The organism is Herminiimonas sp. GW821-FHT09C12, assembly GCF_059416385.1.
Genome location: NZ_JBWKPC010000001.1, coordinates 1,055,116 through 1,069,428, shown reverse-complemented (window position 1 = coordinate 1,069,428; position 14,313 = coordinate 1,055,116). Strand labels below are relative to the sequence as shown.

Below are 14,313 nucleotides of genomic sequence, written 5' to 3'. Positions count from 1 at the left end.
GTAAATAATCCATTTGGGCTTTGGATATATCAAAAAGATATATTGAGAGTAAGACTTGAGGGTAATTGTTGGGTTAGTGCAAGCAATATGCTGTGCGGCCGTAATACCATCCTCACATGAAGAAAGGGCGGAACCTGTATGATCATTCCGCGCTCTAAAAGATTACCACTATTGCCGCATCGATACGGAGATTGCCATGCTGACCAGATTGCTCACTCTCGCCTTTACAGCATGCATGATGCTGAGCGCACCGGCATTTTCCGAAACAACCCGTCTGGATTTACTCGGTTATCCGGCAACAGCTGCTGCCGCTATACGCACTATCGCCATCACACCTGACACCAAATGGGTCAATGTGGAAGGCGGCGAAACCATCAACTTCATCGTTGGCGATAAATCCTTTGCATGGTGTTTCTACGTCGGATTTACCGTGACATCCTTCGACTTGCAATTGGTCGCACCTCCCGGCTTGCTGCAAAGACGCATCGTGGCCTATGTCTCGCCAGATCCTAGATTTATAGGACGCGACTAAGCCGTTACGGATGGACGCGACGCATTTTGCTCGACAGAGCTTGTGTATCGCTGTAATCGCGAAGAACCCTTCACATTAGTGCGTCGCCATCAGTGCATTGGCGCTCATCGGAATCTGCGCATCATGCGACGCAGCGGGAAGAAGCGTAGTAACAGGCAATTCAACAGCGATGGCGGCAACTTTTTCCTCAGTCACATCGAGCTGACGCACTTCCGTATCCTGTATCGCAATGACTTCACCGTTCGCCTGATCGCTACCAAAAGATCCTGTCATTGCATGCTTGGCCATATCACTCATGCCATTGGCCTCTGCAAATTTCATCATTAAATCGGCACGCTCTTCATCAAAAACAAAAGCATTCGCCGCCAGGGCATGCGATGCAAGTTTGAAGTGCACACTAAATCCGGCAACCGGATCAGCACCGAGTTTCGCCATTCGATCGAAAGCCCATTTATCGGCCATGTAGAAACCTGTTCCTGCGACCCAGGAAATACCCGATAGCGAGCTGCGGAACAGGACGGACGTTTTCATCGTATCCAGCGCCACATCCTGTGCCTGCGCTTTCAATACTTCTTGCGCCGCTACTATCGCGCGATTGCGCACGCTCTCCATTGCTTGTTCGGCCGCATATCTGGCGACTGCTTCGCCCGCCGCTTGTGCTGCTTGTTTGCCAGCTTCAATCGCGGCGGCATTGGCCGCTGCTGCCTGTGCCGCGTTGGCAACTGCACCGACACCACTCACGATGCTGGCGACTGTCAGCGCAGTTTTCACAAAGCGCATGCCGTAGTGATAGGTCTTCATCCTGGCGCCCACTTCTTCCGACATGCCCTGCGTCCACAAGACCATCCACAACGCTTCGTCCCGCGTTAATTCATGATTAAAAACAGACAATGGATGCTTGGCTTGCAACCAGTGATATTCCTGCACATCGGGCTTGTAGGGATCGGCAATCTCGAAATGACCGCGGCAAACTTTGACCGGCGTGATTTTGATTTTCTTTCCGCCAGAAGTAATGACATCAAACGGATCACCGTCATCGCGTGCCTCAATCAAACGCTCGCGCATTTTTTCCGTATTGTCGCGGTGATAGCCATCGACCTTGTCCAACTTGTCGCCAACCGCCAGACCCACGCTATCGCCCGCCACAGAAATCACCGTCAAACGTTCATCCACGCCCGCGCCGCGTACCCAGGCGATTCTGTCCATCTTCGGCAAATCGTATGAGTCGGCCACAGCAAAAGGCAGCTCCCATTGTTTGTCGCAATCTTTGTCCTGCAACTCTGCGGTTTTGATAATGGCGGGACGCACGGCTTGATGTGCTTTGCCGTATAGACGGATGGACGAGAGCAATTTCTCGTCTACTTCGCTACCGTCATCGACGGTGAATTTGGGGCCGGCACATCCGGTCAGGATGGTGACGAATACAACAGACGCTAAAACAGATACACGCTTCACCAGCGTCGTTGAGATCTTCATGGGAAATCTTTGAATGCGTTACGCGACTACAGACCGTGGTCCGTACCAAACCTGCAAATGCGCGGGCGATGATGCTGATATTGCTCGCGTCATAGTTGCCTTACAGAACTATTCTAGTGGCGCATCAGGTCTTGCGAACGAAAGGCATGCTGCTGAAGGCACATATTTTTGCGGGAGTTGCAAACGCGACACAGTGACGATTATGCAATAATAGCTAGTTAAACAAGAAAGTGAGTACACGCTTACATAAGCAAAAGACGGGTTTGATCAAGCAAACGTACGCTTAGTGGCCGTCGTCATATTTAAGCTTACATAGAAACTTATTTAGATTATGGCCTTAGATCAAGTTGCTCTAAATGAAAATTGTTCCAATCGCCAAAGTTCAGCAAACAAATGTGCTTTTGCTTGGATGGCGAAATTGCTATTGGGGTTTACGTGATCTTCTAAACGGAAGTAACAGTCGCATGCCATACACAAACGAAGAGTTTGGCCTTGAATTCATAAAAAATATTTTCAAGATAAATCTTGATGATTGTCGAAAGAGTGAATCAAGTGAGGCTCGTCATCCTTACATGGAAATCCCATATTCATGGGATACGTCAATCTGTTATATGTTGTTTAATAGCAATTCGAATCGAGGGCGTATTAATGATTACTTATCAAACAGCACTAGATAGCATTGAGGTCGGAACGCGACCATCGATATTGCTAGGAAATGGATTTTCGCGAGCGTTGTTGGACCAGATTTTTGATTACCAAAATTTGCTCGGTGCAGCGCATTTTGGAGACCGCGATTCTCAAATACGTCAGCTGTTTGCGCGTTTAGGTACATACGACTTTGAAACTGTAATGAATGCTTTGGTTGCCACTCAAGTTGTGCTTGAGGCATACGGGAGCAACGCCGACTTAATTGCAACTGCAATGGCAGACCAAGAAATTCTCAAAGAGTCTCTTATTGCTGCAATTTCCCGCACTCACCCAGAACGCCCTTATGAAATAAGCGACGCGCAGTACGTTGCGGTGAGAACATTTCTTTCTCACTTTGATCAGGTCTTTTCGGTAAATTATGATCTCTTGTTTTACTGGGCAAGAAATATGTCGGATCTAGCCCCTGCGCGGTACTTTTCCGATGATGGGTTTCGTGCGGGAGGTGTTTGGCGGGGATATGGACTTAACCAGCAAGTGCATTTTTTGCACGGTGGGCTTCACCTATTCGACGATGGAGTAAATATCAAAAAACATACTTTCTCTGGAACAGATACAAGCATCATTGACCATGTCAGAAATAACCTGGATCTGGGTAAATTTCCACTCTTTGTTTCGGAACCCAATCAAGAGAAGAAGAAACAGAGGATTGAACATAATCCATATTTAAACTATTGCTATCGTGCACTAGGTGACGTGTCTGGGGCATTTTTTGTGTTTGGACATTCATTCGATGAAAATGACACTCACCTCTTCGACCAGCTAAGGAAGAGCTCGGCTGAACGATTTTTTGTAAGTATCTACGGAGATGAGAACTCAGCAGCGAACAACCGATTAAAGGCGAATGCACGAGCATTTATCGAGACCGCCCGAAAAACGGTCGAATTTTTCCCTGCTGAAGAAGTGCCTGTATGGCAATAATTTTATTACATACCTCTTCCATGATGATAAATATGCAATATTTCTCATCAGTCTATCAAAAGCATTCAATAGTACTTATTTGGAGCGATATTTCTGGAAACTGCCTATAAGAATCTGCAACAACGGAAGTGCTAAAAGACAGAAAGATAACTTAAGTCAAGGAGCATTATTGCCGTAAAACATACTATCCGGCTTCGACTACTTAATTTCAGGGATGAACTATTTTCAATCAATTTCGTCTATAAGCGCATATATATGGCCTATCTTTGGCCGTAGCGTTTTCAGCAGTTGCTGACTTTGACCTACCTATTCCACATTTTGCTTTTTACGAATGGGTGTATATTGAAGACTAGACGAGGATATAATCTCGTCCCAAGTAAGTTAGTAGTGTCCATGCATTTGAATGCTCAAGGAGAGCGACATGTCTGATTTTAAAACCGTTGCAGAAGTCGAGGCCGTTTTTTCGATGCTTCAGCTTTCTCCAATAGAGAAGGGCATGAAAGAGATCCAAAATGCTAAGCAGGAGTTCAGCAGTCCAATGGGGCTGAATTCGGGTAGTCAAAATCACCGTGTTGTTTTAACGAATGGCACGGGAAGTATAAATAAGGACACCCCTAAAAATGCCCAACTGGAACGACGTATTAGCAGAGCTTGAAGGTTATAGCAAAGGTCCTCATGACCAGTTGCGTCTCAAATATCTTCAGCGTCTACACGAGCACACAAAACGAAATGTGCTGGTTTATTACTCAGGCTGGTTGCAAAAACCAGGCATGCGGAGCAGTAGTTTTTCTATAAGTGACGCAGACAAAACCGGATTTATGACGTGTTCTCACAGCATGGATCGATCTTTGGGGTTGGATCTGATTTTGCACACACCTGGTGGCGATGTGGCTGCGACTGAGTCAATAATTGAATATTTGCATTCACTCTATGATGGGAACATTAGGGCGATAGTGCCGCAAATGGCGATGTCGGGAGGCACGCTGATGGCACTTTCTTGTAAGTCAATAATCATGGGGCGACAGTCAAGTTTGGGGCCAATTGATCCTCAGATTAATGGAATGCCGGCACAAGGCATTTTGGAAGAGTTCAAGTTGGCAGCTGACGATATCAAGAAAGATCCGAGTCGCATTCCCTTGTGGCAGCCGATTATTAATAAGTATTACCCGACACTAATTACTTCTTGTAAGCATGCGATTGATTGGTCGGACGATTTGCTTCGTAGCTTCTTGAGCTCTTGTATGTATGCGGGCAAAAGACCTGCAGATCGGAATGCAAAGATTAAGGCAATTGCTAATGCTCTTGGAAAGCAGTCCACATCAAAAAGCCACAATAGGCATATCAGTCAGGATACAGCGATTCAATTGGGTTTGAACATTGAACGTCTTGAAGAAGATGGTGATTTGCAGGATATTATTTTGAGCCTTCACCATGTGCTAACAATTACTTTTGCGCAAACTGACGTAACGAAAATTGTTGAGAACCATAAAGGCGTTGCTTATGTTCAGCAAGCTCAGGTTGTTTGAACGGTTGCATGGAAAACATTGGCATATTTTTGCCGCGAGGATTATATGAGTAAGCGAGAGTTGTTGTTAGCTGCATTGGCCGCAGGTGGTAATGCAGAATACACTCCGGTTCAAATTCAAAAACTTATGTTTTTGATAGAAAGAAATATCGGTGAGCGAATCGGTGGTGACCGATTCGAATTTGCTGCTTATGACTATGGCCCTTTTGATGCCGCCATCTATGAAGAATTGCGCCTACTAAAATCGGAAGGACTAGTTCAAGGAATAGCGACAGCACGAGGATGGGAAAAGCATGCATTGACCGCTTTGGGTGTTGCTGAGGGAACTGAGTTGGGTCGTGCTATGGGTTCCGACTTATTCAACTATATGCAACAGGTATCTACATTTGTTAGAAGTCTTTCATTTAGCTCTCTCGTTTCCGCCGTTTATAAGGCATATCCAGAGATGAAGGTTAATAGCGTCTTTAGAGGGTAAGCGTGACAGTCTTAGTCGGAATTAAATGTAGCGATGGCATCGTAATAGGCTCGGACAGTTCAGCAACTTTCAGTTCTGGCCAGATATCGACGATTGAGCAACACACAAAAAAAATAGAAATTCTGCATGGAAAAATAATTGTTGCTGGAACAGGGGCGCTTGGTTTAGGCCAGAGGTTTTGCAATCAAGTTAACCAAGGTTTTGCCGCAGGAAAATTTAAGGCGCAGAATGCCGTCCAGATGGGCGCAACTATGTGTACCTTGGGGGTAACGGATTTCGCTTCAACCGGGGCTCGACCTGGTGGCTATGGAGCTTTGGTGGCTTACCCAGCAGAGCAGCAGATACATCTATGCGAGTTCGGCTCGGCCGATTTTCAACCAGAGCAGAAGACGGCGCATATGTGGTACGCCTCAATGGGAAGTGGCCAACTGATCGCAGACCCGTTCCTTGGGTTGATGCGGAGTGTGTATTGGAGGGGTGGTATGCCAACTCTTCAAGATGGAATATTCATAGCTACTTGGGCAATACAACACGCTATTGAAGTAAATAGTGGTGGCATTGGTGGAGCCATCCAAATGGCAGTTCTTTCGAACCCAGACTCAGGTCCCGTAGCTCGTCTTCTTTCAAATGACGAGCTTGCAGAGCATCGAGAGAACGTAGAGGGAGCTATGGAACACTTGCGTTGTTACATGAATCGCGGTGCAGCAATACTAATCCCTGAAATTCCTGTTCCACCTCCTTCACCATTAGGTGAAATATCGTAATTTTGATGTGACGACAGGTGCAAGATGCCTTTCTATCCTCAATACTCTCCCTAATTTATTAAGTAAAGAAGCTTGACCTTAGCTAACAACTGCTTAAACTGATCAAATGAACCAGAGCTCAACCACAATTAAACTTCGCGACTATACCGAAGACGATCACCCTTATGGGAATGCGCAAGGTAAGGATTTGTTTAGGAAATTATCGGAATATGTCGATGCCAATCCTCAATTCACAGTGATTGGCGTATCTTTGGAGGATATTAAGATGACAGATGCTTCGTTTCCTAGGGAAAGTGTTGTTGCCTTGGCGAAACAGTATCGTGGGCAGCGCGGCGTGTACTTAACTGACACAAATAGCCCAGATGTCATTGATAATTGGCGTTATGCGGCTCTAGCAAAAGACCAACCCCTGGTTGTATGGTCAGAAGGGGGCAGCTTTGAAGTTTTGGGGCCAGAGGCTAGTACATCAAACAAACTTCTCATTGACTTCATTCTTAGTCGAGAATCATCGACGGTGACTGAAGTTGCAAATGAGTTCAATCTTTCTGTACCTAACGCGAGTACTCGTCTTAAGAAACTTGTAGATCAAGGGTATTTCATGAGATCTGAACTAGCCGCTGAAACTGGCGGTATCGAATATATTTATCATCCCGCAAAATAATCTGCTTAAACAGCTTGATTTAATCAGAATTAAGGATTAATCTTATGCCTATGCCATGGCGCTTATGCGACATCTGGTTAAACAGCTTAATTTAATCTGATAGAAAGATGAAAATGAATAATATTGGAAATATAGAGGAAACGGAAATTCAAGAAAACCAGAAACTTAAAGGCCAAGTCATCGTAAATGGCGAAAGTGTTGAAATCGCAGATTCAACTCCGATTGGTCGTCAAGTACTCAATGCCGCAGGTTTGCGCCCCGCTGATGACTACGCCTTGCTACAGCTGCAGTCTGATGGTGCTCTTGAAGAGATCAACTCGGATGAGCCGGTGAAGCTCCAGAAGAATGGGGGCACTGAATTTTTCGCATTCAAAGCCGATCGCTTGTTTTACTTCATCCTTAACGATCGGAAATATCCTTGGGGGGAACGCGTGCCAGAGAGCATCCTCCGAAAGATCGGCAATGTTCCAAACAACAAGGACATTTGGTTGGAGCACAAGGATCAACCAGACGAAAAAATTGAACCTGGTAGCGAAGTCGCTCTGAGTGGTGATGGACTGGAGCACCTTTACTCTAGTCCGCGCAAAGAACAAGGTCCTTATTCAATAGTGGTCAACGGGCGTAAGAAACAGGTTGCAGAAGATGAACTTAGCTACGATCAAGTAGTTCGCTTAGCATTTCCTGATGGGCCGTTTGGTGAAACCATCATCTACACAGTGTCCTACTCCGATCCGCATAGCGGCGTTGAAGGCTCCCTGGTCGCAGGTATGACCGTAACAATAAAGAACCGGATGATCTTCAATGTCTCAAAAACTGATCGCTCTTAGTCCAGACCTCGTACGCCTCCGCAATGAAGGCTACGAACTTGAGGTGCGCGGTGCGCATCTCTTGGTTCACTCCGTACCATATGTGAATTCGCGTAAAGAAATCGCATATGGAATCTTGGTTACCCCGCTTCATCTGAATGGTGATAAAACGATGCGTCCTCAGACACATCAGTCTTGGTTTGTTGGAGATCATCCATGCAACATGGATGGAACAGAAATTCTAGGAATAAAAAATAGCACTGGAAATTTCCCTCTTGCTGAAGGGATCTTGGCCAAACACGCATTTTCAGCGAAACCCTCAGAGGGATATTACGATAATTACCATGCACTAATGAGTCAATACATTCGGATAATTTCCGCGCCGGCGCAGGCAATTGATTCAATAGTAACGGCGCAGACATTCAAGCCCGTCACTGTTGATGATGATGCTTCAGTTTTTCGTTATGCAGATACAGCCGCCGCTAAATCTGGCATCGCAGGATTAAGTTACAAGCTGGCGATGAATAAGATAGCAATTGTAGGATTGGGAGGAACGGGTTCTTACGTATTGGATTTGATCGCGAAGACCGGCGTTAAAGAAATCCATCTCTTTGATGGCGATCACTTCTATCAGCACAATGCGTTTAGAGCCCCAGGCGCCCCCTCTCTGGAAGAGCTGCTTTCGGCACCAATGAAGGTTGAATATTTCCGTCGTATTTATAACAAAATGCGTAATGGAATTGTGTCTCATGAGATATTCATTGATGATAAAAATGCGGATGTTCTTACGGATTTTGACTTTGTATTTGTATGCGTAGATAAGGCCGAGGTTAGAAAAGTAATTGCTGAGGTGCTTCACAATACGGAAACGGCTTACATTGATGTTGGAATGAGCGTTGAGCTGATTGCAGAAGATCAATGTCTCATAGGCCAATGTCGCGCGACATTGAGTACGCCAACCAAACGGGATCACATTGCTCGTCGAATATCGTTTGAACAAACGGAGGGAGAAGATCTATATGCCTCAAATATTCAGGTGTCAGATCTAAACGCAGCAAACGCGATCATGGCTGTAATCAAATGGAAAAAATATTGTGGCTTCTACCAGGATTTAATCAGTGAACATGATTCCGTGTATGTACTAAATGCTCATCAGTTAACAAAAGAAGAGAAAGCGTGAGGCGGACATCTCTAAGTCATACGTTCGTAGAGTTCATACCTGATACGTTGCAAGAGGGTGTTCTCTACATCTCGTTGCGTTACTCAACAGCCACTCATATGTGTTGTTGCGGCTGTAGAGAAGAAGTTGTAACTCCGCTGAATCCGACAGATTGGACTTTGACTCATGATTCAGTTTCCGTATCGTTATTGCCATCGATCGGAAGCTGGAGTCTGCCATGCAGATCCCATTACTTTATTATAAAAAATAGAGTTGTATGGGCTGGCGTAATGTCTCAAGTTCAGATTAACAAAGGACGAAACCGTGATCGACAAATCAAAAAATCCTACTTTGACAAGGCAAATAATCATCTTGAGAAAGTAAGCCCGACGCAAAAAGTTCCCCAAGCTAAAGTCGCACAGTCCCTTTGCCAGAAAATTTTGGCTGCAATTAAATCTATTTGGAATTCTTAATTATTTTGCTGAACTATAAAACATGTCCGAATTATTAGATTGGCCAGACGATAAGCCTTTTGCACCAGTAGATCTACTAGTGCAGACATGGTGCGATGTCGTCGCACCTGTGTATGTGAGTAATCTTCGATCGAATCAAGCGGTTGATGGACTAGGTACGTGTTTTTTTCTCACATTCGAAAGTGAGACATATCTCGTAACAGCATTACATGTTTTAAATGACGCAAAAAAACATGGACACCAAATTGCAACGATATGTGGCAAGGGCGTTCATCTTGGCGGGCTGGGATTCTTGACATCAGAAGAGTATGACGTGGCAGTCGCATATCTTTCGGAGACTTGGCTGGCCAATTCTGAACTCGATAAAATCAAGTCTCTACCTGCCATTAATACAAATCAGGAATGGCATCGGAGTGCTATCTATGTATTGATGGGGTATCCGGCTAGCAAAAATAAATTGGACCAACGGTTTGGTAAAACTACGCGATACATGAAAACACTCACTGTCGGGATGCGCAAAAACGAAGTCGAAAAATGCGGAATTAAAAATGCGATTCACTTTGACTACGATCACATGCGAATGATAGATAGTGATAACAATGAATTGAGTGAGCAAGCAGCCTTGTATGGGATGAGTGGAGGACCATGCGTTCGTCTACTATGCAAGTCAGTTGGAAAGAATGACTATAAATTTTCGATGGAATTTGTAGGCGTGCTTTGTGAATGGCATAAGAGTGAGCGACGGGTTACTGCGGCACCTGCATCAGCCGTTTTGAATTTGATTTATGAGTTTAATCGGATAATCCAACAATTCAATGGGAGCATGCGAATCTCTTCTGTAAATCGCTCAACTGTCTGATCGCAGCCTTTCATCCATACAACGCATTCTTATGGAGGCAAGCAACAGTCATTGCAACGTTAACCGACATCCAGAAGACTGACATAATCTGTGCATCTTCATTTACTTATACGTCATGAGTACTAAAGCTAGCCACCGTAGACCAAAATTAAATTTCTCTGTCACAGAATTAATCGACGTCTGTTTCGAACATAACTTATCAGGCGCTGATCTCGACACGTGCGTTAGAAGCATGGCACACAACAATTTAAAAGAGAATCGTCCTGCGCAAGTATTTGATATGCAAAATGTCAGACGGCTTTTGATAATGATGCGTGATGCTCCAGAGCGGCACATTTACGTAAGTAGCGGAGTTTTTTATTTCAATGCTTGCTACCCCCATAATGACAGTTATCCAGCTACCCGAATCTATCAATTGAAAACTGAGGATCTACTCGAAGTCGGCCAATTAGGGAGCTATCTGGAAAATAGAGGGATTAAATTATTACCGATTTCTGATATCGATTTTGGGAGAGCCATTGCAATTGATGACTATCCCGCACGCTTAAGTACCTTCCTAAAGGAGTGGCATGACAAGACCGCGACCTTATCCACCTTTGCGAAAGGAAAACGTACAAATACGAGTGTTGATCATAGCGTCTGGCTGGAAAGCCCAGGTTGCATCGTTTGCAACGCTCAAACGGATAACTTGGTGACATCGACGTTTGTGGCCGAAGAAGGCTTGATGATTGGTATGCGTTTCTGCGAACATCACATAGCCGAATCGATGCAAGAGGGGACTGCGATAGCATTTTTAGCAAAAAAATGGGGAATAAAAACAGATGTTCTGTCCAGATTTAAGCTGAAACTCAAGGAGCACAACGAGTACACGATAAAACTCAGCGCAGATGCTATCGCGACAGAACTGGAATGCGAAATTACAGGAATTGACAACAAAGTAATTACGGCACGACGGAAAAGTGGGTTTTTATTGAAGCTACGTCTGAATTCACTTACTGATTATGCCTATAACGTTGTGTCTTCCGATGGCCGAGATATGGCGCGTATTGACGCTTGTGATCATCATAAACATCTTACGTATGGGCCAGACCACAAACATTCATCACTTAGCCAAAAGAAGAAGAAAATTGTTGAGTCTAGTTTTACCACCGGATTTCCTGTTGCGGATATTAAAGCGATAAGAGCTCTTGTAGAGGGGGCTGAACAAAGAGGATCACTTCAAAATTTCTAGCATTCAACAGCATGAAGCCACGCATGAACAAATATCCCGTGAATAAGTGCCAGAGTGCTCGTCGGTCAGGGAAGTTCTGATTGGTTTACTTGCGCTACTGTGTGTTCTCTTCTATATCATTAATCTCACCAGGCCGAATAATCTTACCGCTTGGCCACGCTTGAATGCCCCTTTCACCGACTCCTACCCAAACGCCACCGTCGTAATTAATAATATCTTGGTGATGATGGCCGTGATAAGCCTTGGTAACACCCATACGATTTGCTAGCTCGGTTAAGCCGAAAAAACCATAAGGATGCAGATCAGGGGCTTCATGAGTAACTAAAATGTCGGCAGATCGACGCGTCATATCTTCGATCTCGCTTGGGAAAATACTCGCACGGTTTCGCAAAGACATCCCACCCCGCCACAGGTTGCCTTTTCCCGCAGCAGCCACCCACTGACCTGGCGACAATCCTGATTTCCAAACCTTTTGCCGCACCACTCCACCCAATCCTCCAACACGCACACCAGCAATTGTTACGACACGGCCGTGTAGATTTCGATCACCGATTTTTGAATTAAACAAATTATCGTAGTAACGTTCTTCATCGCAATCATGATTTCCATGAATCCACCAGATTTCCGTTAGGCTAACGATACTGGCCAGTTCTTCATGAGCAGGACGCGAAAACATATTGTCGCCAAGAAGAATGATCGCAACAGGCCGATGGAGTAGTACAGCATCAATGATGTGATCGAACTGCCCGTGCGGATCACCGCAAATAAAAATTTCCATCACAAATTCCATTCAATTTGATTCACGCACTCATCAATCCATGATTAATCTGCGGATCTTCTAATTCATTAACCTTATCAATCCGAGGTTAATCCTCGCAATAGATGAGTCAATTTACGTTCATTCAATGACATCCACCATCCATTTTGGTCGAGCTTCCTTAGTCTTACGTAAACATGATCGTGTAATTTTTGCGCGATGAATTGCGCCAAGAAAGTTGTTTGGCCAATTACTCATAAGCCATATCGCTGCAGCGACGATATGCAAACGCATGGGAATAGGTACAAGCGATATTGTCACCGCCGGATTGTCTGAGATAAATAGCTCTATTTCGTCCAATAGCGGAATGTACCGCTGAATCTCCAGGGAACGTCTCCGTAAAATAATCTGACACATGGACCACAAGGCGGTGAAATATTCACGCGACATTACCAGACCAATTCCCGGCAAGTTTATTTTTCCATTGCAAAAAATATCCCAAAGGAAGTCCGAAGAATCAGATGAAACTCCTACAAGATCCAAGGTAGATGCAGCGGCCAGATCAGAACCACAATTTCGACAATGACTAATACCCGTCCATCTGGAATAAATGAGTAGATATGACGAAGGCCAGATTACCGCGCTGCATTTTTCGCATCGATCTCTCAAAACACATTTATGCGTTGGGCAATGGCTCAGAAACGAAAATCTCCATGCGAGACGGAAATACGGCTCCGCATCTGCCTCTAAACATCTAGGGCAATACATTGGCCCCGAAATAGGTGGCTTGGATTTACGTCCGATGGGCAGTACCCAAGCCTGCCGCGCCAGGCTTATCTGGCTAGACACTACTGGCGCTATGCTTTGATCCAACGTCAGTTTTTCTAATGAAAACCGACTCATGATAAATTCCATCGAAAGCCATTCGCGATCCTCGACTGATTGAAAACGATCAGGCTCTGAGAATTGATGTCGGCCGTTTTTTTGTGGAAATCTTGTATAGCCATTTGCCATACCTGCTCGTTGGCGCCAAGATGATAGGGACTCCCCGTCATATGGAGCAGGTCTAATGAGAAACATCGCTGCTCCGAATCGATGCATTGTGAGAAGCATGTTTCTCACTGCCGCAATTACCCATACAGAAGCGATTACTACATCCTCGACTTCCTAAGTGTTGTGAAAACCAGTTTTTCCTAGACTCAAAAAGTCTCATTTGTTGCTGCTCAAGTATTTGATGAGCCCATCGAAAATTAAGATATCGATTGCAATCGGCGAATGCTTGCAGAATTGAATCCGTTTTCTCCCTAAAAAAAGCCCTGGTCATTTTCGGCTCCGCAATAATCTGCAATATTTTCTTAATATCGCTGGCATTGCTCAATGCGACTCTCAAATGGATATCCCCTGTCCCCACTAGTAACCCCAGCAGTCGACAAGATATTCGTTCGCGAACCTCTTGCAAAAGCGGACTAAGAATAGGCACCGAGTTTTCCCGCCATGGCGCAAATGTTTGGTAATAAACTTCTAACCACGGTTCAGGGGAAATTCTTGCCAACTCGATCAAATCAAAACCGCAATTGCAGTACCTTCTTTTACTTCTTGAGTACAGAAGAATTCTCAGGCATTTTGAGCACCGGTCAGCAAGAAGCAAGTTATGGGAAAGACAATGCATTGAAAGGGGAAAGTTAAAGTATGCAGGTATTGGCAAATCTTTCTCGATGCAATCAGGACAAACTCGAGCCCTTAACTTTGAGTGCCAATTAATTTGATTGTCGTGACGGATTGTCTTAAAAATATGACGAGGAGATGCCACGACCAAGCCATCAATCAATTGATCAATTTGGCGATCAGACATATGCAAGGTAGCCTCAAAACTAATATTCAGAGCCTTGCATAGGTGGCCAATATGTTTATAGCCGTTTGCCTCGGTAAGCATCATTAATTGATCCTGTCTGCACTGTCCTTTCAAGCG

Annotated in this window: 16 protein-coding genes; 12 read left to right on the top strand and 4 right to left on the bottom strand. The window is 44.8% G+C overall.

The window, feature by feature from the left end; genetic code table 11:
• The first annotated feature begins 196 nt into the window (after positions 1 to 196).
• Positions 197 to 532 (top strand): CzcE family metal-binding protein, encoded by a 336-nt coding sequence (locus tag AC07N2_RS05055; protein WP_494777288.1) that lies wholly within the window; start codon positions 197 to 199, stop codon positions 530 to 532.
• A gap of 75 nt (positions 533 to 607) precedes the next feature.
• On the opposite strand, the gene AC07N2_RS05050 is transcribed toward AC07N2_RS05055, so the two are convergent.
• Positions 608 to 2,008 (bottom strand): hypothetical protein, encoded by a 1,401-nt coding sequence (locus AC07N2_RS05050; RefSeq protein WP_494777287.1) that lies wholly within the window; start codon positions 2,006 to 2,008, stop codon positions 608 to 610.
• 648 nt (positions 2,009 to 2,656) lie between these two features.
• Here AC07N2_RS05050 and AC07N2_RS05045 point away from each other — a divergent pair.
• The 11 genes from AC07N2_RS05045 (at position 2,657) to AC07N2_RS04995 (ending at position 11,587) form a co-directional block, all read left to right on the top strand.
• Positions 2,657 to 3,634, top strand: coding sequence for a DUF4917 family protein (locus tag AC07N2_RS05045; RefSeq protein ID WP_494777286.1), 978 nt, complete (start codon positions 2,657 to 2,659; stop codon positions 3,632 to 3,634).
• Positions 3,635 to 4,055: 421 nt separating this feature from the next.
• Positions 4,056 to 4,289, top strand: coding sequence for a hypothetical protein (locus AC07N2_RS05040; protein WP_494777285.1), 234 nt, complete (start codon positions 4,056 to 4,058; stop codon positions 4,287 to 4,289).
• The gene (locus AC07N2_RS05035) at positions 4,255 to 5,160 is read left to right on the top strand and encodes an SDH family Clp fold serine proteinase (protein WP_494777284.1); all 906 of its coding nucleotides are present in this window, start codon (positions 4,255 to 4,257) and stop codon (positions 5,158 to 5,160) included. The genes AC07N2_RS05040 and AC07N2_RS05035 overlap by 35 nt, the downstream gene beginning before the upstream one ends.
• 45 nt (positions 5,161 to 5,205) lie before the next feature.
• Positions 5,206 to 5,634, top strand: a complete 429-nt coding sequence (locus tag AC07N2_RS05030) for a Panacea domain-containing protein (RefSeq protein WP_494777283.1) — start codon at positions 5,206 to 5,208, stop codon at positions 5,632 to 5,634.
• 2 nt (positions 5,635 to 5,636) lie between these two features.
• A complete protein-coding gene (locus AC07N2_RS05025; RefSeq protein ID WP_494777282.1) occupies positions 5,637 to 6,398 on the top strand; it encodes a hypothetical protein in 762 nt (253 codons plus the stop codon).
• Between the two features lie 106 nt (positions 6,399 to 6,504).
• Positions 6,505 to 7,059, top strand: a complete 555-nt coding sequence (locus AC07N2_RS05020; RefSeq protein ID WP_494777281.1) for a winged helix-turn-helix domain-containing protein — start codon at positions 6,505 to 6,507, stop codon at positions 7,057 to 7,059.
• 113 nt (positions 7,060 to 7,172) lie between these two features.
• The gene (locus AC07N2_RS05015; protein ID WP_494777280.1) at positions 7,173 to 7,886 is read left to right on the top strand and encodes a multiubiquitin domain-containing protein; all 714 of its coding nucleotides are present in this window, start codon (positions 7,173 to 7,175) and stop codon (positions 7,884 to 7,886) included.
• Positions 7,861 to 9,045 carry a ThiF family adenylyltransferase gene (locus AC07N2_RS05010; protein WP_494777279.1) on the top strand — a complete coding sequence of 395 codons (1,185 nt, stop codon included), beginning with the start codon at positions 7,861 to 7,863 and terminating at the stop codon, positions 9,043 to 9,045. The genes AC07N2_RS05015 and AC07N2_RS05010 overlap by 26 nt, the downstream gene beginning before the upstream one ends.
• On the top strand, positions 9,042 to 9,497 hold the full coding sequence (locus AC07N2_RS05005) for a ubiquitination-like system serine protease family protein (protein WP_494777278.1): 456 nt from the start codon (positions 9,042 to 9,044) through the stop codon (positions 9,495 to 9,497). The genes AC07N2_RS05010 and AC07N2_RS05005 overlap by 4 nt, the downstream gene beginning before the upstream one ends.
• Positions 9,498 to 9,519: 22 nt before the next feature.
• Positions 9,520 to 10,356: a S1 family serine peptidase gene (locus AC07N2_RS05000; RefSeq protein ID WP_494777277.1), complete on the top strand. Its 837-nt coding sequence runs from the start codon at positions 9,520 to 9,522 to the stop codon at positions 10,354 to 10,356.
• Positions 10,357 to 10,471: 115 nt separating this feature from the next.
• Positions 10,472 to 11,587 (top strand): hypothetical protein, encoded by a 1,116-nt coding sequence (locus tag AC07N2_RS04995; protein WP_494777276.1) that lies wholly within the window; start codon positions 10,472 to 10,474, stop codon positions 11,585 to 11,587.
• 94 nt (positions 11,588 to 11,681) lie between these two features.
• On the opposite strand, the gene AC07N2_RS04990 is transcribed toward AC07N2_RS04995, so the two are convergent.
• The 3 genes from AC07N2_RS04990 to AC07N2_RS04980 form a co-directional block, all read right to left on the bottom strand.
• Positions 11,682 to 12,365 carry a metallophosphoesterase family protein gene (locus AC07N2_RS04990; protein ID WP_494777275.1) on the bottom strand — a complete coding sequence of 228 codons (684 nt, stop codon included), beginning with the start codon at positions 12,363 to 12,365 and terminating at the stop codon, positions 11,682 to 11,684.
• Positions 12,366 to 12,485: 120 nt separating this feature from the next.
• Positions 12,486 to 13,358, bottom strand: a complete 873-nt coding sequence (locus tag AC07N2_RS04985; protein WP_494777273.1) for a TniQ family protein — start codon at positions 13,356 to 13,358, stop codon at positions 12,486 to 12,488.
• Positions 13,359 to 13,410: 52 nt separating this feature from the next.
• Positions 13,411 to 14,280, bottom strand: coding sequence for a hypothetical protein (locus AC07N2_RS04980; RefSeq protein ID WP_494777272.1), 870 nt, complete (start codon positions 14,278 to 14,280; stop codon positions 13,411 to 13,413).
• Positions 14,281 to 14,313 lie beyond the last annotated feature (33 nt).

Excerpts from the sequence above, each read along its gene's own strand:
- AC07N2_RS04980 (WP_494777272.1), bottom strand. The coding sequence starts at position 14,280 with ATGATGCTTACCGAGGCAAACGGCTATAAACATATTGGCCACCTATGC.
- AC07N2_RS05035 (WP_494777284.1), top strand. The coding sequence starts at position 4,255 with ATGCCCAACTGGAACGACGTATTAGCAGAGCTTGAAGGTTATAGCAAA.
- AC07N2_RS05015 (WP_494777280.1), top strand. The coding sequence starts at position 7,173 with ATGAATAATATTGGAAATATAGAGGAAACGGAAATTCAAGAAAACCAG.
- AC07N2_RS04985 (WP_494777273.1), bottom strand. The coding sequence starts at position 13,358 with ATGGCAAATGGCTATACAAGATTTCCACAAAAAAACGGCCGACATCAA.
- AC07N2_RS05000 (WP_494777277.1), top strand. The coding sequence starts at position 9,520 with ATGTCCGAATTATTAGATTGGCCAGACGATAAGCCTTTTGCACCAGTA.
- AC07N2_RS05010 (WP_494777279.1), top strand. The coding sequence starts at position 7,861 with ATGTCTCAAAAACTGATCGCTCTTAGTCCAGACCTCGTACGCCTCCGC.
- AC07N2_RS04995 (WP_494777276.1), top strand. The coding sequence starts at position 10,472 with ATGAGTACTAAAGCTAGCCACCGTAGACCAAAATTAAATTTCTCTGTC.
- AC07N2_RS05040 (WP_494777285.1), top strand. The coding sequence starts at position 4,056 with ATGTCTGATTTTAAAACCGTTGCAGAAGTCGAGGCCGTTTTTTCGATG.
- AC07N2_RS05020 (WP_494777281.1), top strand. The coding sequence starts at position 6,505 with ATGAACCAGAGCTCAACCACAATTAAACTTCGCGACTATACCGAAGAC.
- AC07N2_RS05050 (WP_494777287.1), bottom strand. The coding sequence starts at position 2,008 with ATGAAGATCTCAACGACGCTGGTGAAGCGTGTATCTGTTTTAGCGTCT.
- AC07N2_RS04990 (WP_494777275.1), bottom strand. The coding sequence starts at position 12,365 with ATGGAAATTTTTATTTGCGGTGATCCGCACGGGCAGTTCGATCACATC.
- AC07N2_RS05045 (WP_494777286.1), top strand. The coding sequence starts at position 2,657 with ATGATTACTTATCAAACAGCACTAGATAGCATTGAGGTCGGAACGCGA.
- AC07N2_RS05055 (WP_494777288.1), top strand. The coding sequence starts at position 197 with ATGCTGACCAGATTGCTCACTCTCGCCTTTACAGCATGCATGATGCTG.
- AC07N2_RS05030 (WP_494777283.1), top strand. The coding sequence starts at position 5,206 with ATGAGTAAGCGAGAGTTGTTGTTAGCTGCATTGGCCGCAGGTGGTAAT.